Annotated in this window: 18 protein-coding genes and 2 pseudogenes; 15 read left to right on the top strand and 5 right to left on the bottom strand. The window is 60.5% G+C overall.

Annotated features, from left to right (window positions below; all coding sequences use genetic code 11):
• Positions 1–17: 17 nt before the first annotated feature.
• The 3 genes and pseudogenes from ACSKB9_RS15125 to aepX (ACSKB9_RS15115) all read right to left on the bottom strand — a co-directional run bounded on the left by ACSKB9_RS15125 (position 18) and on the right by aepX (ACSKB9_RS15115) (position 2519).
• Positions 18–632 carry a CDP-alcohol phosphatidyltransferase family protein gene (locus ACSKB9_RS15125; RefSeq protein ID WP_438074081.1) on the bottom strand — a complete coding sequence of 205 codons (615 nt, stop codon included), beginning with the start codon at positions 630–632 and terminating at the stop codon, positions 18–20.
• A pseudogene (locus tag ACSKB9_RS15120) lies at positions 596–1443 on the bottom strand (phosphocholine cytidylyltransferase family protein). Before ACSKB9_RS15120 ends, ACSKB9_RS15125 begins: the two are co-directional and overlap by 37 nt.
• Positions 1444–1649: 206 nt before the next feature.
• Positions 1650–2519 (bottom strand): phosphoenolpyruvate mutase, encoded by an 870-nt coding sequence (aepX, locus tag ACSKB9_RS15115; protein WP_438074080.1) that lies wholly within the window; start codon positions 2517–2519, stop codon positions 1650–1652.
• Between the two features lie 640 nt (positions 2520–3159).
• Here aepX (ACSKB9_RS15115) and ACSKB9_RS15110 point away from each other — a divergent pair.
• The 3 genes from ACSKB9_RS15110 to ACSKB9_RS15100 all read left to right on the top strand — a co-directional run bounded on the left by ACSKB9_RS15110 (position 3160) and on the right by ACSKB9_RS15100 (position 4994).
• On the top strand, positions 3160–3786 hold the full coding sequence (locus tag ACSKB9_RS15110; RefSeq protein ID WP_438074079.1) for a type VI secretion system ImpA family N-terminal domain-containing protein: 627 nt from the start codon (positions 3160–3162) through the stop codon (positions 3784–3786).
• 427 nt (positions 3787–4213) lie between these two features.
• Positions 4214–4402 carry a transcriptional regulator domain-containing protein gene (locus ACSKB9_RS15105; RefSeq protein ID WP_438074078.1) on the top strand — a complete coding sequence of 63 codons (189 nt, stop codon included), beginning with the start codon at positions 4214–4216 and terminating at the stop codon, positions 4400–4402.
• A gap of 58 nt (positions 4403–4460) precedes the next feature.
• Entirely contained in the window at positions 4461–4994 is a 534-nt protein-coding gene (locus ACSKB9_RS15100) for a DUF2285 domain-containing protein (protein ID WP_438080216.1), read from the top strand.
• A 552-nt stretch (positions 4995–5546) separates the two neighbouring features.
• On the opposite strand, the gene ACSKB9_RS15095 is transcribed toward ACSKB9_RS15100, so the two are convergent.
• Both ACSKB9_RS15095 and aepX (ACSKB9_RS15090) read right to left on the bottom strand, forming a co-directional pair.
• Positions 5547–5741 carry a hypothetical protein gene (locus ACSKB9_RS15095; protein ID WP_438074077.1) on the bottom strand — a complete coding sequence of 65 codons (195 nt, stop codon included), beginning with the start codon at positions 5739–5741 and terminating at the stop codon, positions 5547–5549.
• A 567-nt stretch (positions 5742–6308) separates the two neighbouring features.
• Positions 6309–7175 carry a phosphoenolpyruvate mutase gene (gene aepX / locus ACSKB9_RS15090; RefSeq protein WP_438080214.1) on the bottom strand — a complete coding sequence of 289 codons (867 nt, stop codon included), beginning with the start codon at positions 7173–7175 and terminating at the stop codon, positions 6309–6311.
• Positions 7176–8032: 857 nt separating this feature from the next.
• Here aepX (ACSKB9_RS15090) and sfnG point away from each other — a divergent pair.
• The 12 genes and pseudogenes from sfnG to ACSKB9_RS15030 all read left to right on the top strand — a co-directional run bounded on the left by sfnG (position 8033) and on the right by ACSKB9_RS15030 (position 20217).
• Positions 8033–9139, top strand: a complete 1107-nt coding sequence (gene sfnG / locus ACSKB9_RS15085) for a dimethylsulfone monooxygenase SfnG (RefSeq protein ID WP_438074076.1) — start codon at positions 8033–8035, stop codon at positions 9137–9139.
• A gap of 12 nt (positions 9140–9151) precedes the next feature.
• Entirely contained in the window at positions 9152–10066 is a 915-nt protein-coding gene (locus tag ACSKB9_RS15080) for an ABC transporter ATP-binding protein (RefSeq protein ID WP_438074075.1), read from the top strand.
• Positions 10066–10956 (top strand): branched-chain amino acid ABC transporter permease, encoded by an 891-nt coding sequence (locus ACSKB9_RS15075; RefSeq protein WP_438074074.1) that lies wholly within the window; start codon positions 10066–10068, stop codon positions 10954–10956. Before ACSKB9_RS15080 ends, ACSKB9_RS15075 begins: the two co-directional genes overlap by 1 nt.
• Before the next feature lie 4 nt (positions 10957–10960).
• Positions 10961–12022: a branched-chain amino acid ABC transporter permease gene (locus ACSKB9_RS15070; RefSeq protein ID WP_438080212.1), complete on the top strand. Its 1062-nt coding sequence runs from the start codon at positions 10961–10963 to the stop codon at positions 12020–12022.
• A 29-nt stretch (positions 12023–12051) separates the two neighbouring features.
• Positions 12052–13380 carry an ABC transporter substrate-binding protein gene (locus ACSKB9_RS15065; RefSeq protein WP_438074073.1) on the top strand — a complete coding sequence of 443 codons (1329 nt, stop codon included), beginning with the start codon at positions 12052–12054 and terminating at the stop codon, positions 13378–13380.
• 67 nt (positions 13381–13447) lie between these two features.
• Positions 13448–14254 carry an ABC transporter ATP-binding protein gene (locus tag ACSKB9_RS15060; protein WP_438074072.1) on the top strand — a complete coding sequence of 269 codons (807 nt, stop codon included), beginning with the start codon at positions 13448–13450 and terminating at the stop codon, positions 14252–14254.
• A gap of 35 nt (positions 14255–14289) precedes the next feature.
• Complete coding sequence (locus ACSKB9_RS15055) at positions 14290–15486, top strand: acyl-CoA dehydrogenase family protein (RefSeq protein ID WP_438074071.1); 1197 nt, start codon at positions 14290–14292, stop codon at positions 15484–15486.
• Between the two features lie 113 nt (positions 15487–15599).
• Positions 15600–16039 (top strand): annotated as a pseudogene (locus ACSKB9_RS15050) (ATPase, T2SS/T4P/T4SS family); the annotation flags it as partial.
• Between the two features lie 25 nt (positions 16040–16064).
• Positions 16065–17054, top strand: coding sequence for an ABC transporter ATP-binding protein (locus tag ACSKB9_RS15045; RefSeq protein ID WP_438074070.1), 990 nt, complete (start codon positions 16065–16067; stop codon positions 17052–17054).
• Positions 17054–17887, top strand: coding sequence for an ABC transporter permease (locus ACSKB9_RS15040; protein WP_438074069.1), 834 nt, complete (start codon positions 17054–17056; stop codon positions 17885–17887). Before ACSKB9_RS15045 ends, ACSKB9_RS15040 begins: the two co-directional genes overlap by 1 nt.
• Before the next feature lie 33 nt (positions 17888–17920).
• Positions 17921–18982, top strand: coding sequence for an ABC transporter substrate-binding protein (locus ACSKB9_RS15035; RefSeq protein WP_438074068.1), 1062 nt, complete (start codon positions 17921–17923; stop codon positions 18980–18982).
• Positions 18983–19044: 62 nt separating this feature from the next.
• Positions 19045–20217, top strand: coding sequence for an LLM class flavin-dependent oxidoreductase (locus ACSKB9_RS15030; RefSeq protein ID WP_438074067.1), 1173 nt, complete (start codon positions 19045–19047; stop codon positions 20215–20217).
• Positions 20218–20606: the final 389 nt, after the last annotated feature.

Raw genomic sequence — 20606 nt, 5'->3', positions numbered from 1 at the left:
GCGCGCGTGGGGCGCCGTTAGACGAAAATCGTGGCGCGGATAGACAAAGCCGCCGACGCTGCGACGCTGAACAGAAGAATTGCGATGTACATCGATCGGCTCGGGGCCGGAACAGGAATGGGCGTGACGTGCAACACGGAGAGTGCGGCAAACGTCCCAAGCAGCAGCCATGAGAAGACTTGCTGCAGCAGGAACGGCTCGGCCAGTACAAGCAGCGCAAGCAGTGGAACGTCGTAAGACAGGGGCAAACCCGAAAAGTATCGATCTGCCGACAGGCCAAACACCCCGAAATAGCTCAGACGAAGCGCGCCTGCGACAAGCAGCATCGTGCCAAGAGCGGCAGACAGGGGGCTCACGCCTTGCAACTGCAGCAACGTGATCGAAGGAAATACCGCGCCGTAAACGAGATCGGAGAAGCCGTCCAGATTCTTGCCCATCTTCCCGGCCGTTTCCGAACGATTCCGAAGCCGGCCCGCGACAATCCCGTCGAGGTGATCTGCGAGCATCGCCCATAGGGCTATCGCGACAGCAAGTTCAATGCGACGGTCGATCGCAAGAGACAGGGCGATGCCCGACAATATCAGTCCGGATGCCGTTATCGCGTTGGCCGGGTCAAGCAAATAGCGGAGCATCGTCTTCGCTCGCAGGTGAATTCAAGTCCGGGGGCCGGGGGCTGGGGAGAATGCCGTTCCGCGAACAGCTCGTTTGCTATTCGAAGATCGTCAGCCGTGTCGATCTCCCACCAGCGCTCATGGTCACATCGCGCTGCCGCGAGTTGCAGGCCCCGTCGTTCGATCAAATATGCGAGAAGTTCTTCCGTGTAGGACCTGGTGGCTCCTGATCTGATAATGTCGTCCAGGCCAGGAACAATCGTTGTCCGCAGAGTGAACGCCGAGAAGCGAAACAGATTCAGCGTCTTGAAAAGCGCTGGATTCCGCGAAAGGTCGGCGCCAGACTGTTTCAGACGAAAGCCCGAAATAAATCCAGCTTCGGAGAGCAGAACCGCGGAGCCCTGCATCCTCGCATCAAATGGCGCGACCGCCGCGACCGCGGACGCCTCGCTTTGATCGAAACGATCGAGGACGGCCTGCTCGAAAAAGACGTCCCCCTCCAGCAGATAGTGATCGCCGCGAAGCAGGACATCGCGCGCCAGCCAGAGCGAATACGCGCTGCCGGTCTGGTCGAAAGAGAAGACTCGATGTAGTCGATACGGACGGAGCCGAACCGGGCCCCGCAAGCGTACTGGATGGCGTCTTTGCGGTAGCCGACGACGATCGTGGCGCGTTCCACGCCGACGGCCTCCAGATGTCGCAAGGCGTTGAGAATGATCGGCGCTCCATTGACCTCGACAAGTGGCTTCGGTCGCAGATCCGTGAGTGGCCGCAGGCGGGAGCCGGACCCAGCGGCAAGTATGATCGCGTTTTTCGGAGCAATGTCAGTCATCCGGAAGCTCCTTCAGCTCGTCCGATGCGCGCAGGGTTTCAGGTGGCGGCTTCGCCCAGCTGCGGGTGTCGCGGAGTGCGGAACTTCTTCTCTCGGTTCCGGGAGTTCTCTCCGATCGGCGACGTGGAGGCGTGCGATCGCTGTGGCATGCCACCTCCTGCCTCGTGGTGAGCCCCAAGACGGCCTTTCGCCCGCATGGATGAGGCTCATTGTTCATGGTGCGGAGGATGAAGGTATTTCGCTTCGGCGCGGGCGAGCTCGTCATACCCGAGCAATTCGAAGACTTCGTCGAGGGTCGCGATATTGGGCTCGACACTGGCAGTATTCTCCTCCGCGATGATGCGGCTGCAGACCTGGCGCATCGCGGCCATCGCGGCTCGCATGGAGTGATTGGCCCAGATCACGGTGGAAATGCCCGCTCTGCGGTACACCGAAACCGGTGTTCGATAGTACTTCGTTGGCACGATCACGACCGGCAGTTTGTTCCGCCACGCTCCCGCGAACGCGAGGATCTCGTCGGCAGCGCTTCTGCGCGAGTGAATGAGGATCGCGTCGGATCCGGCGTCCGCATAGGCGTGGGCGCGCGAAATCGCTTCCTGGACGTCATGCCCCGCGATGAACGATTCGATACGGGCAACGAGGACCAGATCGTCCGCGACCGCATCCTTTACAGCGCGCAGCCGCCCCGAAAACTCGTTAATGTCGGCGAGCGGGTGTCGATCGCCGATCAGCGAGTTGGTTTTTGGAAAACAGCTGTCTTCCAGCGTAACTCCGGCAGCGCCGCATTGACGGAGCTTCCGGGCCAGCAGGCGAGCATTGTTGAAGTTGCCGAAGCCTCCGTCGCCGTCGACCAGAACCGGCAGCTGGCTCGAGTCCACGATCCGCTCGACTGCGCCGACAAGCTGATTCCAGGACGCCTCATTTGCGTCGCGATAGCCAAGACAGGACGCGATCGACAGGCCAGATGCCCACAGCCCCTTGAAACCTGCGCGTCCGGCGATCGCGGCGGAGAGGCCATCGTGCGCTTCCATGAGAAACGATATTTCACTGCTGCAGCAGATCTGGGCGCGCATCATGCCCGCGAACGACTCGCGTGCGGGCGGCATAGGACGATTTGCGGAGTAGGTACGTGCTCTGACCTGCATGCGAACCCTTGTGCATCTGAACGGCCGGGTGCGCCTGACCAGCCGACGCTCGCTATCGACGGTGACATGTGGGCGTCATCTGGATCAATGACGAGTGTTGGTAGTTGACCTGATCTCGAAAATGGAGGTGCCGGCCGATGCTGGCGCGTTCGATCCGGCCCAGTGAAATTTGTAGCCTGCAAGGGATTTTATAGCCCGTCTGCGCGCGAATCTTGTTTCGCTTGGTGCCGCACGAATTCGCCTCCCGTCCTCGTACGTCGCGCCTTCTGCCACGAGCGTGGACATGGTGCGCCTGAAGAGAAAAAAAGGACGAAGCGCACCCAGAGCGCTGACGAGGTTCCGATGTCGAATGTACGACATGAGAGTCCTGATATCGTCATTAAACGCGTTTAGGATCAGGCCAGGCCTTTGGCATGATCCTTGATTGAAACACGTCAGCAGAATCACCGGCTAAAGGAGAGGCAGTGGTGACCCGCAAAGTCGTCAACCATTTGCGGATTGCCTGGGCTGGTCACGCGGTCGGCTGTTTCGATGAGGCGAGCGATCGCGTCATCAAAACGTCCTTGCCGGCATGATCGATTACTGGCTCGCAGTCCGCGATAATATCGCTGCTCGTTCACGCAGCGGCGCTACGGCTGTGCCTGCCGGCAATAATATTCGTGGAGCTGCCATCTTCAAGCGGCTCGAAGCCGAGATCCGGCGCATGGACCTGGAGGAACCGGCCGCCGTCGACCGGGGCAAGGCCAATATGCTGGCCCTCGATATTCTGTCGAAGAGATCACAGGACATCCTGGTTGGCTCCTGGCTCTCTTATGGCTTGTTTCGGGCGGAGGGATATGAGGGGCTTGCCGTCGGTCTCGGCAAGTTGCGAATCATGGTGGAGGCGCGTTGGGACGAGTTATTTCCGCCGAGCAAGCAGGAAAAGGCGCGAGCCTGCGCGGTAGAATGGCTTCTTCACCTTGCGCCGGCATTGGCCGAGAATGAGCCGACCGACGCTGATGCTTCAGCAGTGGTCGCTGCCTGCGATGCTCTGGAGGGGCTCGCTCGTGAACTCAGGGCGAAGCTGGTTCACGGACAGGTCGCGCTGAACGTTTTATCGCGTTTGCTGCAACCATACAATGAACGAGCTACCGTAGTGATCGCCACAGCGGCTGAAAACGCGGCCCGGGCCATCGAAGCGGGTGTAGCATCGGAGTAGCCCCGCCCTTGGGTGAAGGCTCTGAACAAGGGCAGATCAGGACTACGCCTCGTGAAGGCACGCTGACGGCCTATACGCCGCTGCTCATGCTCTCTCCGGCAAGTGCGATACCGTGCAGGCGTCGCGAATATTGGGCGAGTTGCCGTCGTTTCGATTGTCCCTAGCGCTCCCCTTATCAGCACACCAGCATTCGCTTGTTTGTGTACCGCCGGTGAGCACGTCGCGGCCGGCACGATCGCAGGGCCGAACCTGCAAAAACGAAGAGCAAAGGTATCGAGGGCGGATTAGCGCTTCATGTGATCGCAAAAGTTGATTGTTCCATCACCTAAATGGGCGAAATGTCGAGTTGCTCAGCGCGTGCAACTACAAATCGTCACAACCAGGCCGTTTCCTTGGCTTTGCATTCCAGAGCTTGCGGGGAACAGTGATGTCAGGTGCCGACTGGAGATCAGAAAGCGCATATCAGGATCTGAGAAAAGCAGAAGCTGCCGACATAGCCTGGGAGTGGCTGCGGCGCGATCGCGAGTATCAAAAAGACTTCAAGGCATTGAGCAGGAAGGGACGGTACGGTGCGGATCACTTTCGGCGGAAGTGGGGACTGACGTTTCGCAGCTGATCCGAGAAAGCCGTTCGACGAACAGGCTGTTTTCTGGGCGCCTGAGGCCTTGCCGACCGTGCTGACCATCCGCATGGCGAGCGGTTCGGCCGACTCGCTTCGATACAGGCTGGATTTCGCCGAACTGGCCGGCTGCGAGCTCCGGCAAGCGAGCGATGGTTGGCATGCCATCGTGCCGCTCGGAGGAGCGAAACATCGGCTGTGGCTAAGTGAGCTTTCGCCAGATAGATCGTCCGTTGCCATGGACTTGCCGCTCGACCGCAACTTCGATGTCCGTTTGCGGGCTGCTCATCGATTTTGGCTGGCGCTGGAACAGCGCCGTGTCGGATGGCCTCCTCTCGCCCAGTCGAGTGGCACCCGGGACAGGCACATACTTGGCCTGCGTGCCGTGGATGGCTGGCTCGAAGGCAACAGCTACCGCACGATCGCTGAAGGCCTGTTCGGCAAGTCTCGCATGCCGGATCGAGGCTGGAAGACACATGATCTGCGCAGCCGAACCATTCGCCTGGTCCAGATGGGGCTGCGCCTCGTTCGCGGCGGCTATCGTGATTTGCTTCGTCACAAGAGCAAGGGCAGTGATGATACCAGTTGAGCTCTGGATGATTGGTCAGCTGCGTGCCATGCCCCTAATCAATAGCCCGAAGGGAGCGAATATTTCTTACTCAGAGCACCTGAGCACATCGTGGCTTCGAGGGCGACCATGTGGGACGAGTTGACGGGCAGGTCCTGCGTGCGCTTATCAACGCAATGAAGCTGAACGTCTTCATCTGACTTCGATGCCGGTGTCTCATGCGCAACCATCGCGCCGAAGTCCTGGATGAGGGGCATCGGTGCGGCTATTTGGCTCCCGACTGGTCAGCTTACGGAAAGCTGGACCTGCCACCCTGGCGTCGTGGGGATATCTCTCGGGGCTGATCTGCGACTGAATCAAGCAACATCGTCAAACGGAGTTTTGAGATGGTTCGAATCCATGACGCGCTCGACACGGCAATGTTGGCTTACGGCAGTACATCAGGTTCCGCTCAGCAAGATGAAACCATAAACCAGCACGTCTTTGACCAACAGCTGGACGAGATACCGCCGGAGCTGAATGAACAAACCGGTGCAGGTCCCGCCCATTCTATTGCCTCGCTCGGAATGTTCGTTAGTCCAGATTGCCCCTCCCATTCAGTACGGGCTTTCGCGCCTGGGTCAGGACCAGATCCCCAACCAGTTTGACCACCATACCGCCAAGCGGAACTTCGCTGGCCACCGCTTCTACGATGCTTCGCACCTTGTCGTCCGGATGGCTTTTCTCCGGGGGCGTGATCGCCTTGCGATCGTCTTGGTCGATACTCATGGCTCACCTACGGGAGTTGGCCGGTGCTAGCAAACAGGCACTCTACCGCCGAAGGATATCTCTTTATTCATTTGCTCCGAGCGTTCGAGCGCTATTGGAGCCTGGATTCAAGACTCAGTGTGTTCAGGAGAGCATCGCTTGTCATTGAGCACCTTAATCAAATGATCGGCGCACGAAGTGCTGTGCATACCTGTCCGTTGCACCAAATGAGCGCCCTCCGTGATCGAAAAATGTCGCTATGGTCGCTACTATGACGTGAGGTCTACATAGTCCTTGGAAAGGAGACCCCATTATTTGAAGGGGCCGCGTTGTCGTCCGCCTCGACCTCTCGCCGGGAGAGGCATGAACTCGTAGGTCCTTCGTGACTGGTCATTGAGATGTATGGGGGGATCGAGCCGAGATACGCAGCAGTGCACAGGTCGATGACGTCGTCGCGCCATTTGATCGTATGCGCAATATCAGCACAGAAAGCATGCGCTTTGCGGAAAAATCTCCTTAAACGTGATAGTAAGGCCGACGGTTGCATGGCGGGGATCTTTCGATAAGCTGTTGTATAGAAAAAACGCACTATTGCCGCGGGTTAGGAGACTGGTATCGCAATTCTGCACAAGCGAGTTCGTTATAATTGAACATTTCGAAGATCTCGTCGAGCGTCGCAATATTAGGTTCAATGCTCGCCGTGGTCTCCTCAGCGAGGATGCGGCCGCATACCTGCCGCATTGCCGCCATTGCCGCGCGAAGGGAGTGGTTGGCCCAGATCACCGTCGAGATGCGGGCTTTACGATAAATGGAGACCGGAGTTCGATAGTATTTCGTTGGAACGATCACGACTGGCAATCTGTTTTGCCAGGCGCGCATAAACGCAATGATCTCGTCCGCGGCTGTCTTTCGCGAGTGAATGAGGATCGCATCGGCTCCCGCGTCGGCGTAAGCGTGGGCGCGTAGAATGGCTTCATCCATGTCGTGGCCGGCAATCAACGCCTCGATACGTGCCACGAGGATCAGATCGTCCGCGACTGTGTCCTTCACGGCGCGCAAACGACCGGAGAACTCGTCGATATCGGCGAGGGGATGCCGATCGCCTATAAATGAGTTGATCTTCGGAAAGCAGCTGTCCTCCAGCGCGACACCGGCCGCGCCGCGCTGGCGGAGCTTCCGGGCGAGCAGGCGGGCATTGTTGAAATTCCCAAAGCCGCCATCTCCATCAACCAAGACAGGCATTTTGGCCGACTCCACGATCCGCTCCACGGCGTCGACGATTTGGCTCCATGACGCTTCGCTGGCATCGCGATATCCAAGAGAGCAGGCAATGGATAAACCCGACGCCCAGAGACCCTTGAAGCCAGCGCGGCCCGCGATCGCGGCAGAGAGGCCGTCGTGCGCTTCCATGAGGAAGGTGAGTTCGCTGCTGGAGCAGATTTGATCGCGCAGCATTTGGGGAGTTGAGGAGCCGGCGCGAAGATCGAAGCCATTGGCAAGAGGAATATGGAAGCCATTGGCAAGAGCAGGTTGTGGGGATTGATCTTGCATGCAAAGTCCTTGCCGTCGTGTGTGGCCAGCCGATGTTTGTCGTCGATAGCTTTGACATCGCTCCGTCATCTGGATCAACGACTTGGATTGGTAGTTGACCGGGCCGCATCTTGCCTGAAGGCGCACAGTCGCGATTGCCCTTCTCGAGCGGGCAACGATTTATGGGGCGACAAACGGGATGAGGGTGGGCCTATGACCGTGTTGGGTTTGGACCGAGCATGCGCGGAGGCAGAGTGCTCGAGTTCCTTCCCCAGAAGAAAGTCTCTAATAGCTGTCTCACGAAAGGGATAACTATCGGCGCTTTTGGCCCGTCAGGTCGCGAAGATGCGCGTGAGTGAAAGATTTTAGCTGCTCGGCAACAAACAAGCCGTTTATTTCGAAACTAGAAAAGCGAGTTTTCCAGGCACGATGAAAAAGAGTGGTTCTTAGACTTCGCAGGCTTGCTTCTTCTCTGGGAATATGAAGCATCAATCACTGGTGATTGATGGGAGGGGAACGCTGATGATTTGCAACACTCTCGTCCGTGAGGAAGCAAGTCCTTGTGCGCTGGCCGCGCCATGCGCACATCACTCTGTTGATTGCATTAACTATGCGTTCCTGCGCTGACACCGCAGAACTCGAATACATTTCTCCCTTGTAGCCTGCATCCAATCCTAGCAATTGCGCCTTCGCTTTCCTTTAGCAAGGAGGCGCATGCGATGGGCTGCCTGCGCCAGTCCGCTGTCGGTTTGATCCATAGCCAACTCACATGAGGTGACCGCATGACCACGAACAACGAGCCCATCAAGTTCGCCTACTGGGTCCCAAACGTCTCTGGCGGCCTTGTGATTTCTTCGATCGAGCAGCGCACGAGTTGGGACATTGATTACAATCGCAAGCTAGCGCAGATCGCGGAGAAGGCAGGTTTTGACTACGCCTTGAGCCAGATCAGGTTCACCGCCGGCTACGGGGCGGACAAGCAGCATGAATCCGTCAGCTTCTCGCATGCGCTGCTTGCAGCAACCGAAAAGCTCAAGGTGATTGCCGCGCTCCTTCCCGGGCCTTGGAACCCAGCCCTTGCTGCAAAGCAGATCGCAACGATCAGCCAGCTGACCAATGCCCGCGTGGCGGTCAACATCGTCTCGGGCTGGTTCCGCGGCGAATTTCACGCCATCGGCGAACCCTGGCTCGATCACGACGAGCGCTACCGCCGCTCCGAAGAGTTCATCAACGCGTTGCGCGGGACCTGGACGCAGGACAGCTTCACCCTCAAGGGCGACTTCTATCGGTTCAACGACTATTCGCTGAAGCCGAAGCCGCTCGAACCGCTGCCGGAGATCTTCCAGGGCGGCTCCTCGCGCGCGGCCCGCGACATGGCGGCCCGGGTGTCCGATTGGTATTTTACCAACGGCAATACGCCTGAGGGACTTACGGCGCAGGTTGATGACATCAGGGCCAAGGAAAAGACCTTCGGCAAGAGCTGGCGAACCAAGATTGGCATCAATGCCTTCGGCATTGTCAGGAAAACGGAAAGCGAAGCCAAGGACGTCCTGCAGGAGATTCTCGACAAGGCGATCCCGGATGCAGTGCACGGCTTTCACCACGAGGTCCAGAACGCCGGCAATGCCAGCCCCGAGCGCGAGGGCAATTGGGCCAAATCCACCTTCCAGGATCTCGTCCAATATAACGACGGCTTCCGCTCCAACCTGATCGGCACGCCACAGCAGGTCGCCGAACGCATCATCGAGCTCAAGCGCGCCGGCGCCGACCTGATCCTGCTCGGCTTCCTGCATTTCCAGGAAGAGGTCGAGTATTTCGGCAAGCACGTGATCCCGCTGGTCCGCGAGCTCGAAGCCCGCAGCGAGCCGCACGTTCAGGCGGCGGAATAGCCGGGGACGGACATGAGCCTGGTTGCGGCAGCGGGCGGTGAGGCCCTGATCGTGGCGCGCGGGAGCGCCATCGAGGCGGCGCGGGAGGTGGGGAGTTCGACTGCCGCGGCGCCAGCCGCACGCGCGGCGGGCGCCGACCTGCCGGTGCTGAGACTCGAGGATATCACGCTCAACTTCGGCGGCATCACGGCGCTCGATGGCGTCGATCTCGCCGTCGCCAAGGGCGAGATCCGTGCCATTATCGGTCCCAACGGTGCCGGCAAAAGCTCGCTGCTCAATGTCGTGAGCGGGTTCTATCGTGCGGATCGGGGGACCGTGCGGCTCGGCAGCGAACGGTTCACGCAGGTGTCGACGGAACGGCTTGCGGCGCATGGCGTGGCGCGCACCTTCCAGAACCTCGCGTTGTTCAAGGGCCTGCCGGTGCTCGACAACGTCATGATGGGCTTCGCGCGCCGCAGGCGTGCCGGCTTCGTGCGGCAGATGCTCTCGACGCCGCAGGCGCGTCGCGAGGAAGCCGAGGCCCGTGCCGCCGCCGAAGACGTGATCGCGTTTTTTCATCTCGATGCGGTCAAGCATCAGCTCGCGGCCGGACTTCCCTACGGAGTCCAAAAGCGGGTGGAGCTCGCGAGAGCGCTGGTCGCTCGTCCGCAGCTGTTGCTGCTGGATGAGCCGCTGGCCGGTGTGACCCTGGGCGAGAAGCAGGAATTGGCGGCGCATGTGCGCAATGCGCGGGACGTGTATGGCACTACCGTCGTCCTGATCGAACACGACATCGGCATTGTCATGGGGCTCTCCGATCGGATCGCGGTTCTCGACTACGGCCGCAAGATCGCCGACGGCACACCTAGCGAGGTGCGGTCCGACCAGGTCGTGATCGATGCGTATCTTGGCGTGGACCATGAAGGTGAGACGGAGCTCGTGATCTGATGTTCGATTATCAGTTCTTCATCGAGGTTCTCGTCGGCGGTCTGTTGTCCGGCGTCATGTACTCGCTGGTCGCTATCGGCTTTGTGCTGATCTACAAGACATCAGGCGTCCTGAACTTCGCGCAAGGCGCGATGCTCCTGTTCGCGGCGCTCACTTTTGTGAGCCTGGTCGAGCGCGGCGTGCCGTTCTGGCTGGCCTTGGGGACGACGCTCGTGATCATGGTGGCGCTTGGCGTGGCAATCGAGCGCACGGTGCTGCGACCGCTGGTGAACCAGTCGCCGATGACGCTGTTCATGGCAACCCTCGGCCTGTCCTATGTGATCGAGGGTGCTGCGCAGCTTCTGTGGGGCACACAGGTCCACGGCCTCAATCTCGGCATCGACGACGTTCCGTTCGAGCTCGGCGGCGTTCTAATCAGTCAGTTCGACCTGTTCGCGGCGGCGATAGCTGGGGCCCTTGTCACAGCATTTGCGCTGTTCTTCCGTTTCACCCGGACCGGGCTCGCGTTCCGCGCGGTCGCCGATGACCAGTTCGCCGCGTTGGCGGTCGGGCTGCGCCTGCCTCGTGTTTGGGCTGCGGTGTGGACCGCGGCGGGGATCGTCGCGTTGGTCGCGGGCCTATTGTGGGGAGCGCGCCTTGGCGTGCAGTTCTCGCTGTCCCTCGTCGTGCTCAAGGCACTGCCGGTGCTAGTGCTTGGTGGCTTCAACTCGGTCACGGGCGCCATCGTCGGCGGCGTCCTGATCGGCGCGATCGAGAAGCTGGCCGAGGTCTATGTCGGTCCGTTCCTCGGCGGCGGCATCGAGGCCTGGGCTGCCTATGTGGTGGCGCTTGGCTTCCTGTTGGTGCGCCCCTCGGGGCTGTTCGGCCAGAAATTGGTGGAAAGGGTGTGATCCGATGACGAGACCTGCTCGCTCGATTGGCGCCGGCTGGCTTACCCGCAGTCATCTCGCCCCTGCAATTCTTCTGATAGTAGCCTATGGCGTCGTTCCGTTCGCAGGCTCCGATTACCTGCTCGATGCAATGCTGACGCCGTTCCTTGCACTCGCGCTTGCCGCGTTGGGCCTCAATCTGCTCACGGGCTATGCTGGCCAAGTCTCGCTCGGATCGGCAGCCTTTCTCGCTGTTGGGGCCTATGCCGCCTACAATTTCAACCTACGTCTGCACGAATTGCCATTCCTGGTGAGCCTTGTCGCCGCGGGCCTTGTGGCCGCGGCCATTGGGATGGTGTTCGGTCTGCCGAGCCTTAGGCTGCGCGGCTTCTACCTCGCGGTCTCGACGCTTGCGGCGCAGTTCTTCGTGCAGTGGGCGCTCACCAAGTTCGAGTGGTTCTCGAACGACGATCGATCCGGCGTGATCGACGCGCCGCCGCTTTCGGTGGCGGGACTCACCTTCTCGGGCGCGGCCGGGCGCTACTTGCTTTCGCTGACGGTCGTCGTAGTGGTGACGCTGCTTGCCATCCGGCTGCTGCGCTCGCAGGTCGGGCGGAATTTCATTGCGCTGCGCGACCATGAGACCGCCGCCAAGGTGCTCGGCGTGCCGTTGTTGCGTACCAAGCTGCTCGCCTTCGGCGTCTCATCGTTCATCATCGGGATCGCAGGCGTATTGTGGGCCTTCGCCTGCTTGCGCACCGTGGAGCCCGCAGGCTTCAACCTAGATCGTTCGTTCGAGATCCTGTTCATTATCATCATCGGTGGCCTCGCCTCGGTCCGCGGCGCGTTTCTCGGCGCGGCATTCATGGTCGTGTTTCCGCTTCTGCTTTCGCGCCTTGGCGCCGCGCTGCTCGGCGATGTCTTCGATTCCGGTGTGCTCGAGATGAGCCAGCGTATCGTTATCGGTGCGCTCATCATCGGCCTTCTGATCGCCGAACCGCGCGGCTTGATCGCGCTGGTTGACCGCCTCGCAGAGCGGGTCCTGCGCCGGTCTCCTCGTTGGTTTCGTCGCTCCACCCAGTTTTGAAAAGCCTCTTGAACCAAAGGACAAATGTCATGCGTCTATCAAGATCTCTTCGGGCTGCGGCGCTCGCCGCGGCCATTGGCCTTTCTGCTGTGCTGCCGGCCCACGCCGATGAGCAGTTCTTCCCGTTGCAGAGCTACCGGGTCGGTCCGTACGCAGCGGGCGGCACCGGCTTCTTCGGCGGCTTCATCGACTATCTGAACCTCGTCAATATTCGCGACGGAGGCGTTGGCGGCGTCAAGTTAACCTGGGAAGAGGGCGAGACGCAGTACGAGGTCGAGCGCGGTGTTGAAGTCTATGAACGGTTGAAGAACCATCCGGGAGTGGCCGCATGGAATCCGCTTTCCGTCGGGATTGCCTATGCGATGATCGATCGCATCACCAAGGACAAGGTGCCGCTGATCACCATCAACCACGGTCGCACCAATTCAACCGATGGCCGGGTGTTTCCTTACGTGTTTCCCTTGCTGCTCAACCCCTACAGCGAGACGTCCGGTATCGTGAACTACATCGCCTCGCGCGAGGGTGGCGCCGACAAGCTCAAGGGCAAGAAGATCGTCGTGCTCTATCATGGCTCGCCCTACGGCAAGGAGACGATCCCGATCTACAAGCGGCTCGCCGACAAGTATGGCTTCTCCCTTGAGCAGATTGAGGTACCGCATCCCGGCAATGAACAGCAATCGCAGTGGCTGTCGATCCGGCGCGCCAAGCCGGACTATGTGGTGCTGCGCGGCTGGGGCGTGATGAATCCGGTGGCGCTGAAGACCGCGCAGAAGGTCGGGTTCCCCGTCGATCACATCGTCGGCAATGTCTGGTCGAATTCGGAAGAGGACGTCATTCCCGCCGGCGATGCCGCTAAGGGCTATGTCGCGATCACGACGCAGGCGTCCGGCGCCGAATACCCGGTCCTGCAGGAGGTCATCAAGACCGTTTACGGTGCAGGCAAGGGCAATCTCGACGACAAGAAGCGGATCGGCAGCGTCTATCACAACCTCGGCATCGTCAACGGCATCCTCAATGTCGAGGCGATCCGGATCGCGCAGCAGAAGTTCGGCAAAAGGACGCTCACCGGCGATGAGGTGCGCTGGGGTTTTGAGCATCTGCAGCTCGATCCCGCGCGGGTCGAGGCGCTGGGCGCCAAGGGCCTGTTCCATTCCATCAACGTGACTTGGGACAATCACGAGGGTGATGGTCGCGTGACCTTCCAGCAGTGGGACGGCACCAAGTGGAAGGTGGTGTCGGATTGGATCGCACCCGACTGGGCGTTCCTGCGCCCGATCATCGAGAAATCGGCGGCGGCTTATGCTGCTGAGCACAACATCAAGATCCGCACCTCCGACGGCACGCCAGTCAGCCAGTGACGGCAACGGAGATGACCCGGGAGCAGGCGTTGCCTGCTACCGGATCCTGAAGATCTGGAGCATCGCAATGAGCGATCATCTTCTTGTCCTCGAAGGCCTGGCTGCGACCTACAACCATGCCATTCGCGCGTTGTCCGACGTCTCGCTCACGTTGCGCCAGGGCGAGATCGTCGCGCTGCTTGGCGCCAATGGGGCGGGTAAGTCGACGACGCTGAAAGCGGTCTCCGATCTGTTGCATGCAGAGCGTGGGCAGCTCGTCCGCGGTCGCATCGTGTTCGACGGGCGCGAGACAAGCGCGCTCGCCTCGGCCGAACTGGTGCGTCTGGGTCTGGTCCCGGTGCTGGAAGGCCGCCACTGCTTTCGTGCGCTCACGGTCGAGGAGAACCTGATCGCCGGCGGCATCGGGGGCGGTTTATCGCGACGCCAGATCGCGGCGGGGCTTGGGCGCGTCTACACATTGTTTCCGCGCCTGAAAGAGCGCCGGCGATCGGCCTCGGGCCTCACCTCGGGCGGCGAGCAGCAGATGACGGCGATCGGCCGTGCCTTGATGGCGCGCCCGCGACTTCTGGTGCTGGACGAGCCGTCGATGGGCCTCGCCCCCCTCATGGTCGAGACGATCTTCAGCACATTAAGGCAACTCGATCGCGAGGAGGGATTGTCGATCCTGGTCGCTGAGCAGAACTCGACAGTGGCACTGCGCTACGCCGACCGCGCCGCCGTGCTCGACGCCGGATCGACGGTGCTGGCGGGCGACGCCGCGGACTTGCGCGGGCGCGCCGAGATCAAGGCGCTCTATCTCGGAAGTCCCGGGGAGAGCGCAGCCCATCCTGCCGCATTGCGCTGCCCCTCGCCGGCCGATCATGCGGCCGTTTAACAACAGCTTCATCCGATAGAAAGAGGAGAATACCCATGAGCAAGGACAATCTCGCGCGTGTCGCGCAGGACGACATCTATTCTCGTCTCGACCGCGCGATCGAAACAACGGTCAAGCTCCATGCCGAGCGCAACGACCTCGAAGGCCGATTTCCGCGAGAAAACCTGCAGGCGCTGGCGGCGGCGGGTTGGACGGGGGTTCTCAATGAGCTGCGTTTCGGCGGGCTTGGGTTAAGTCATGGAGACTTCGCGGAGGCAGCCTATCGTATCGGCCAGCATGATGCTTCGACAGGGCTCGTCTATGTCATGCATGTCGGCGCGGCCCAGACCATCAACCTGTTCGGCAATGACGATCAAAAGGAGCGTTGGCTCAAGGCGAAGGGCGGCACTCTGCTCGGCACCTATTCGACCAGCGAGCGGGCCTCCGGTGGGCATTGGTGGTACAATTTCTCGGAAGCCGGACGTGACGGCGAGAACTATGTTCTCAATGCCGAGAAGTCGTTCACGACGAGTTCGGGCCAGGCCGACTTCTACGTGGTCCAGACGCGCTCTCCCGGCGCCAAGGATCAGACCGACATCTCTTTCTTCATTGTCGATGGCAAGGCGGCTGGAATCTTGCCCGGCCGCTGGGACGCGCTGGGCGTCAAGGGAAACCACTCCGGACCGATCCGCTATGCGGGCGTCAAGATTCCGAGACGCGACCGTCTGGGCGCCGAGGGACAGGGTAAAGAGATCATCTATGACGGCGTCTCTCCGGTTTATCTCATCGGCCTCGGCGCGGTCTGGGAGGGGGTGGCGCGCGGTGCCCTCAATGCGGCTGTCGCGCACACATCGAGCTTCGTTCACAAGGACAAGAACAAGAACCTGTCGGACTATCAGGCGATCCGCCAGAAGCTCGGGGCGGCGAAGGTGCTGGTGGAGACTTTGCGCCCCTGGCGCAACGAACTCGCCGCCAAGCTGGACGAGCTGTGGTGTGCCGGCAAGCCGCAGAGCGAGATCCTGATTCCGCTCACCGAGTTCAAGGTTCATGCCGCCGAGGTCGCGAACAAGGTGGCCGCCGCGGCGTTGACCGTGACCGGCGGTTACGGCTATCGGCGCGGGCCGATCGAACGATCATTCCGGGATGCCCGTGCTGCAATCGCGATGGGTCCATCCAACGTGATCGCGCGGGATTGGATCGGAAAGTCGCTGGTCGGGCTGCCGCTTGAGCTATTCTACGAGGGCGGGGAATAGGAGCACGATTCGGCGGAACAGGGTGTTCGCCGGCTGCTCGCACGCCAAAGTCTGGCGCGTGAGCTTCGTCTGCCGTGCCGGGTGATCGAGTGCCGCAAGGCTTGCGGCCAAACGCTTTCGCAGCCGTGACCGCCGATCAAGCGGGGGCGCTGCCGGCTGCCGTCGCATCGCGCAAGAACGTTCTGGTCGCTGGCGGCTCCTCGGCCGGCAAGGCCGCCCTCGGCCGGCACCACCGATCGCGTGGTGCTGATCGAGGACACACGCGAGCTGCAGTGCCCCGTCCAATCTGGTCGCGCTGTGCACCAAGGAGGCATCGCGTCGCTGTCGGACCTGGTCTTCCTTACGTTTGCGCCCGGACCGCATTCCAATCGGCGAGGTGCAGGGCAGCGAAGCCTTGGAACTCTTCAAAGCCTGGGGCAACGGCCATCCCGGTGGGATGCGTACAATTCACGCGGCACTGGGCGCGCTTCGCCGCCTCGTGCAACTCATCCAGGAGGCCGTCCTCACTTTGTGCGGCAGGAGATCCCGGTCGACATTCAGCGAGCTGACGTGAGGGTGGCCGCCTGATCGTACTATGGTTGCTCACCGCCTGGACGAAAGCAGGCGCGGTGGTCCGCAAGAATGCAAGAATCGCGGCGAAACATCGATTGCCGCAGGTGCAGGCAATGCATTCGTACTGCGTGATCGAGGAAACTCAGCATACGTCAATCGGAGGCTTTCGATCTTTGAAAGCACTATCCCCGTCCCCCGTGGATAATGCGTGGCTTGTCCACTGCTGTATGAGCCGTCTGATGTTCTCCGTAAGGGGTGTCTCCAAGCATTTCGAGAAACGCGACGGGAAGCCCCTTTCTGCTCTTCAGGAGATTGATCTCGATATTCGGGCTGGCGAGTTTCTGTCGATCATCGGTCCGTCCGGTTGCGGAAAGACGACCCTGTTGAACCTTGTCGCGGGCTTCATCAAGCCAACGACGGGTGTCGTGCTAAAGCAAGGCGTCGAAGTCCGCGGACCGGGGCCGGATCGCACAATGATGTTTCAGGATTACGCATTGTTTCCGTGGCTGACCGTCGCCGACAACATTGCGTTCGGATTGGGTGCGCAGAGATTGCGAAGGGAAGAACGGTACGCTCGTGTCAATCATTTCATTTCGCTCGTCGGATTGGACGGTTTTGACACGGCCTATCCATCTCAATTGTCCGGGGGCATGCGACAACGGGTCAGCATCGCGAGAGCGCTCGCCCCGGATCCAGATGTCGTCTTGATGGATGAGCCCTTTGCGGCGCTTGATTCACTCACCCGCGACCGGCTTCAGGAAGAGCTACTCGCAATCTGGTCCCGCGCTCGCAAGACCTTCCTCCTGATCACGCACAACGTCGAGGAGGCGGTATTCCTGAGCGATCGGGTGATCGTAATGGAAGCTCGGCCGGGCCGCATCCGTTCCGTCATCGACGTAACGATCCCGCGCCCCCGCGCACCCGAGATTCGCGTGCGCGATCCCCTGTTCCTCAATCTGAAGCACGAGGTACTCGACTTGCTGGGCAACGGCACCCCCACGGCGGAGAGTCGTTGATGTCGCTGTTGCAGGTTGGCAATTATTCGCTGGATCGATCCAGCGCCGAGCGTAGTGTCGGCAAAACGAGGTCTGTCGTCTCCGCATTGGGCGGGGCTCGATATTTCGTTCCGTTAATGGTGCTGCCGCTCTTGTGGGAGCTGGGCGTCCGGTCCGGGATCGTCAACGGCAATTTGTTTCCGCCACCGTCGGCCATCGCGGCCGCCGTTGTGGATCTGGCTCGCGCCGGCATGCTATGGCGCGACGTGTCCGCCAGTATCCTCAGGGTTCTGGTCGGCTTCTCCGTGGCTACTATTGCGGGGGTAGGGTTCGGCCTTCTTCTGGGGCGGTTGCCTGTGCTGAGCCGGTACGTAATACCGCTGATCGAAGTCGTCCGTCCAATCTCCGTGATCGCGTGGATCCCGATCGCGATTCTGTGGTTCGGACTCGGGGATCGGCCCGCCTGGTTTCTGATTTCACTGGGCGCATTCTTTCCGATCTTTACCAGTACTTACGATGGCGCCCGCTCGCTTGCTGATGTGTACGTGCGCGTAGCGCGCTGCTTCGGTGCGCCGAGATCGTTGTTCATTCGCCAGGTCCTGTTGCCCGCGACACTCCCGCATATTCTAACTGGAATGCGGATTGGGCTCGGCACCGGCTGGACGTGCGTGATCGCGGCCGAGCTGGTCTCGGCGACCTCCGGGCTTGGCTACATGATCCAGCTTGCGCGGACCACGATCGAAACTGAGAAGGTGCTTGCCGGCATGATGGTCATCGGCCTGATCGGCTTTGTCATGAACAGCCTAATGTTGCTGGTCGAGCGGAAGCTCTCTGTGCGGCCAGCCGCCGACTGATTGAATTGCTGTCAACATGAATGGGGTGATGTCGTGAAACGCAGAACGTTCCTGATCGGCGCAGGTACTGCGCTTGGCGGTCTGGCGGCCGGGTTTCCGCGGGCGCCGATCATCAAGGCGCAAGCCAAGCCATTGTCCAAGATCACACTTGGCTATCAGAGCCTCTGGGCGGGTGGCGGCGAAATTTTCGAGACGTTGCGCCACACTAACATCCTCGAGCTCAACGGAATCGAAGCCGAGTTCAAGACCTTCACCTTCGGTGGACCGCTCGGCGAAGCCGCCGTTGCTGGAAGTATCGATAACATCTATGCCGCGGACGCGCCCACGTTGCGAGCGATCTCCCGCATTCCCGGTTCGAAAGTGCTGCACCGGACACATGATCAGCGCTTCGGTATCGTCGTGCGTAACGACTTTAAAGGTACCACCCTTGCGGATCTGAAGGGAGCGAAGCTGTCAGGCCCGTTCGGAACCACGGTATTCCCCCGCAGCATTCAGGCGGTGGTGGCGGCTGGAATCAAGGAGCCCTTCAGGGACATTACCATCATCAATCAGGATATTGCCGAACAGGCGGAATCGCTGAAGGGTGGGCTCGTTGACGCGGTCGCAACCTGGGATCCGACTTACGAAAGGCTGTTGCAGCAGAAGATCGGCAAGGAGTTGTGGCGCGATCCCAAGGGGGCTTCCGGCATTCAGGGATTAAGCGGACCATGGCTGGCCCGTAACGGGGAGGAGGCGGCGATCCGCTTTCTGAAAGCATGGATTGTGGCGACCTGGTGGACGTCGAACAACCTCGCGCAAGCCGACCAATGGTTCGCGCAAACCTCCCGCCTGGACGCCAGCCTGCTACGTGTTGCCACGGATGCCGATCGCTATCTGCGCGCGCCGGTGAAGGACGTCAAGGCGCTGGATTTCACCATCACCGCCAGCGAAATCTTAGAAAGCCAGAAGGTCCTCGACTTCCTGCATGAGCAGAAGCTGCTCACTGCGCGGATCGAGGCCGCTCCCTATTACGATCGCGGACCATTGACTATTGCGCAAATGCAAATAGCGACCGGCGATTTTCCTGATCCCGCGAAGATCAGGGTCGTGGACTAACGCACGAAATTGCCACAACCGGCCGCTGCGCTGTCGCACGGCTCTTCTCGTTTGGAGTTGAGATGAATTTGGACACCCGAATTCCCGGGCCACGCTCGCCTGCGGATTTTGCAGACAGCCCGCTTGCACGCGTGCTGCGCCAACCGATGATCCTTGGCCTGTTTCTGCCCACACAAAGCGGAGGGTGGTCGGCCTCGGCCGCGCCAAGGTCCACATCATGGGAGTTCGACTACAACGCGGCGCTGGCACTCCGCGCCGAGGAACTAGGGTTCGATCTGGTGTTCGGATTGTCGGAGTGGGTTCGCGCCGGGGGGTATGGTGGGAAAATTCGTTTTAGGGAGGATTCGATTGATCCGTTCATCACCGTCACTGCGCTCGCTGCGCTGACCAGACGGTTGCTGCTGTTGTCGACTATCCACATTCTTTATGGTCCGTGGCATCCGATGCATCTGGCACGCTTCGCAGCCACGGCTGACCACATTTCGAAAGGGCGTTTCGGCATCAACGTCGTGACCGGCTTTTCTCCAGCCGAACCACTGATGTTCGGCATGCGCCGCCAGGAGCATGATCTTCGCTACGAGATGGCGGACGAGTTCATGTCCATCACGAACCGGCTTTGGCAATCAGAGCACAATTTCAGCCATGACGGTCGATTCTGGTGTCTTGAGAATGCCTTCGTGCGTCCGAAGCCGCGTTACGGACGGCCAATTCTTGTGAGCGCGACCGGTTCGCCCGCAGGCTTTTCCTACGCGGCGCGGCACTCGGATTTCGCCTTCATCACAAGTCCTGCGGGCGCCAACGTCGTTCGCGCGATCGAGGCGCTGCCCGCACATACGGCCAAGCTCAAGGCCCAAGCCCGCACCTTCGGTCGTGAAATCCGTACCATCATCAATCCGATGATCGTCTGCCGGTCGACGGAGGCCGAAGCGAAGGAGTATTATGAAGAGATCATCCGGTTAGCCGACATGGAGGCGGCCGCCGGATACGCCAATCATTTCAAGAGTGGGGACAGCAAAGCCTGGACCAATCATGTGCCGCGGGAACGCATTCTCGGCGGGAATGTACACCTCATCGGTGACCCGCAGCAGGTTGCGGACTGGCTCTTCGCTCTGAACAAGGCCGGCTGCGACGGGATGCAAATCTCGTTCTACGATTTTCGCGAGGACCTCGAATTCTTCGGCAAGTCAGTTTTGCCGCTACTGCAGCAAGCCGGGGTGCGGTTGCCGGTCAACTAGAGGCCCAATCTTGCTCTGCCTGAAACCCACATTCGCTACGGTTTGCAAGCCGCATCGATCGACCTTCATGCGGAACCGGAGGTCTCCAGCAAGCCGATTATCGCAGCGCCTGCCGCAGAACACCGCAGGCCGAACCGGCAGGTTATGCAAGAACGAATGGTCCTTGCTGGACACTTTGCCGCGTGATCGTCCCGCCCATAGATGTCTGGATCGGTTGATACAGCTCCGTGCCAACGCACGCGGGCAATCGATGCGGTCGTGTCCCCAGTGATGGTGTAGCTCGGTAGAGCAAAGCCGCCCGTACGCGCGCCCCCAAATAGCGCCGTAGCGGACGGGCGGCTTTGCGGTGGTCACCGGCGATTCGCCGGTAGGATCGGGTTGCGACACGC

The organism is Bradyrhizobium sp. BR 1433 (assembly GCF_051547665.1).
GTDB classification, from domain to species: domain Bacteria; phylum Pseudomonadota; class Alphaproteobacteria; order Rhizobiales; family Xanthobacteraceae; genus Bradyrhizobium; species Bradyrhizobium australafricanum.
This window is presented reverse-complemented; position numbering and strand designations above follow the sequence as displayed.

Bases quoted from the DNA above. Each gene is read 5' to 3' on its own strand.
- ACSKB9_RS15125 (WP_438074081.1), bottom strand. From the start codon at position 632: ATGCTCCGCTATTTGCTTGACCCGGCCAACGCGATAACGGCATCCGGA.
- aepX (WP_438074080.1), bottom strand. From the start codon at position 2,519: ATGATGCGCGCCCAGATCTGCTGCAGCAGTGAAATATCGTTTCTCATG.
- ACSKB9_RS15110 (WP_438074079.1), top strand. From the start codon at position 3,160: ATGATCGATTACTGGCTCGCAGTCCGCGATAATATCGCTGCTCGTTCA.
- ACSKB9_RS15105 (WP_438074078.1), top strand. From the start codon at position 4,214: ATGTCAGGTGCCGACTGGAGATCAGAAAGCGCATATCAGGATCTGAGA.
- ACSKB9_RS15095 (WP_438074077.1), bottom strand. From the start codon at position 5,741: ATGAGTATCGACCAAGACGATCGCAAGGCGATCACGCCCCCGGAGAAA.
- aepX (WP_438080214.1), bottom strand. From the start codon at position 7,175: ATGCTGCGCGATCAAATCTGCTCCAGCAGCGAACTCACCTTCCTCATG.
- sfnG (WP_438074076.1), top strand. From the start codon at position 8,033: ATGACCACGAACAACGAGCCCATCAAGTTCGCCTACTGGGTCCCAAAC.
- ACSKB9_RS15080 (WP_438074075.1), top strand. From the start codon at position 9,152: ATGAGCCTGGTTGCGGCAGCGGGCGGTGAGGCCCTGATCGTGGCGCGC.
- ACSKB9_RS15075 (WP_438074074.1), top strand. From the start codon at position 10,066: ATGTTCGATTATCAGTTCTTCATCGAGGTTCTCGTCGGCGGTCTGTTG.
- ACSKB9_RS15070 (WP_438080212.1), top strand. From the start codon at position 10,961: ATGACGAGACCTGCTCGCTCGATTGGCGCCGGCTGGCTTACCCGCAGT.
- ACSKB9_RS15065 (WP_438074073.1), top strand. From the start codon at position 12,052: ATGCGTCTATCAAGATCTCTTCGGGCTGCGGCGCTCGCCGCGGCCATT.
- ACSKB9_RS15060 (WP_438074072.1), top strand. From the start codon at position 13,448: ATGAGCGATCATCTTCTTGTCCTCGAAGGCCTGGCTGCGACCTACAAC.
- ACSKB9_RS15055 (WP_438074071.1), top strand. From the start codon at position 14,290: ATGAGCAAGGACAATCTCGCGCGTGTCGCGCAGGACGACATCTATTCT.
- ACSKB9_RS15040 (WP_438074069.1), top strand. From the start codon at position 17,054: ATGTCGCTGTTGCAGGTTGGCAATTATTCGCTGGATCGATCCAGCGCC.
- ACSKB9_RS15030 (WP_438074067.1), top strand. From the start codon at position 19,045: ATGAATTTGGACACCCGAATTCCCGGGCCACGCTCGCCTGCGGATTTT.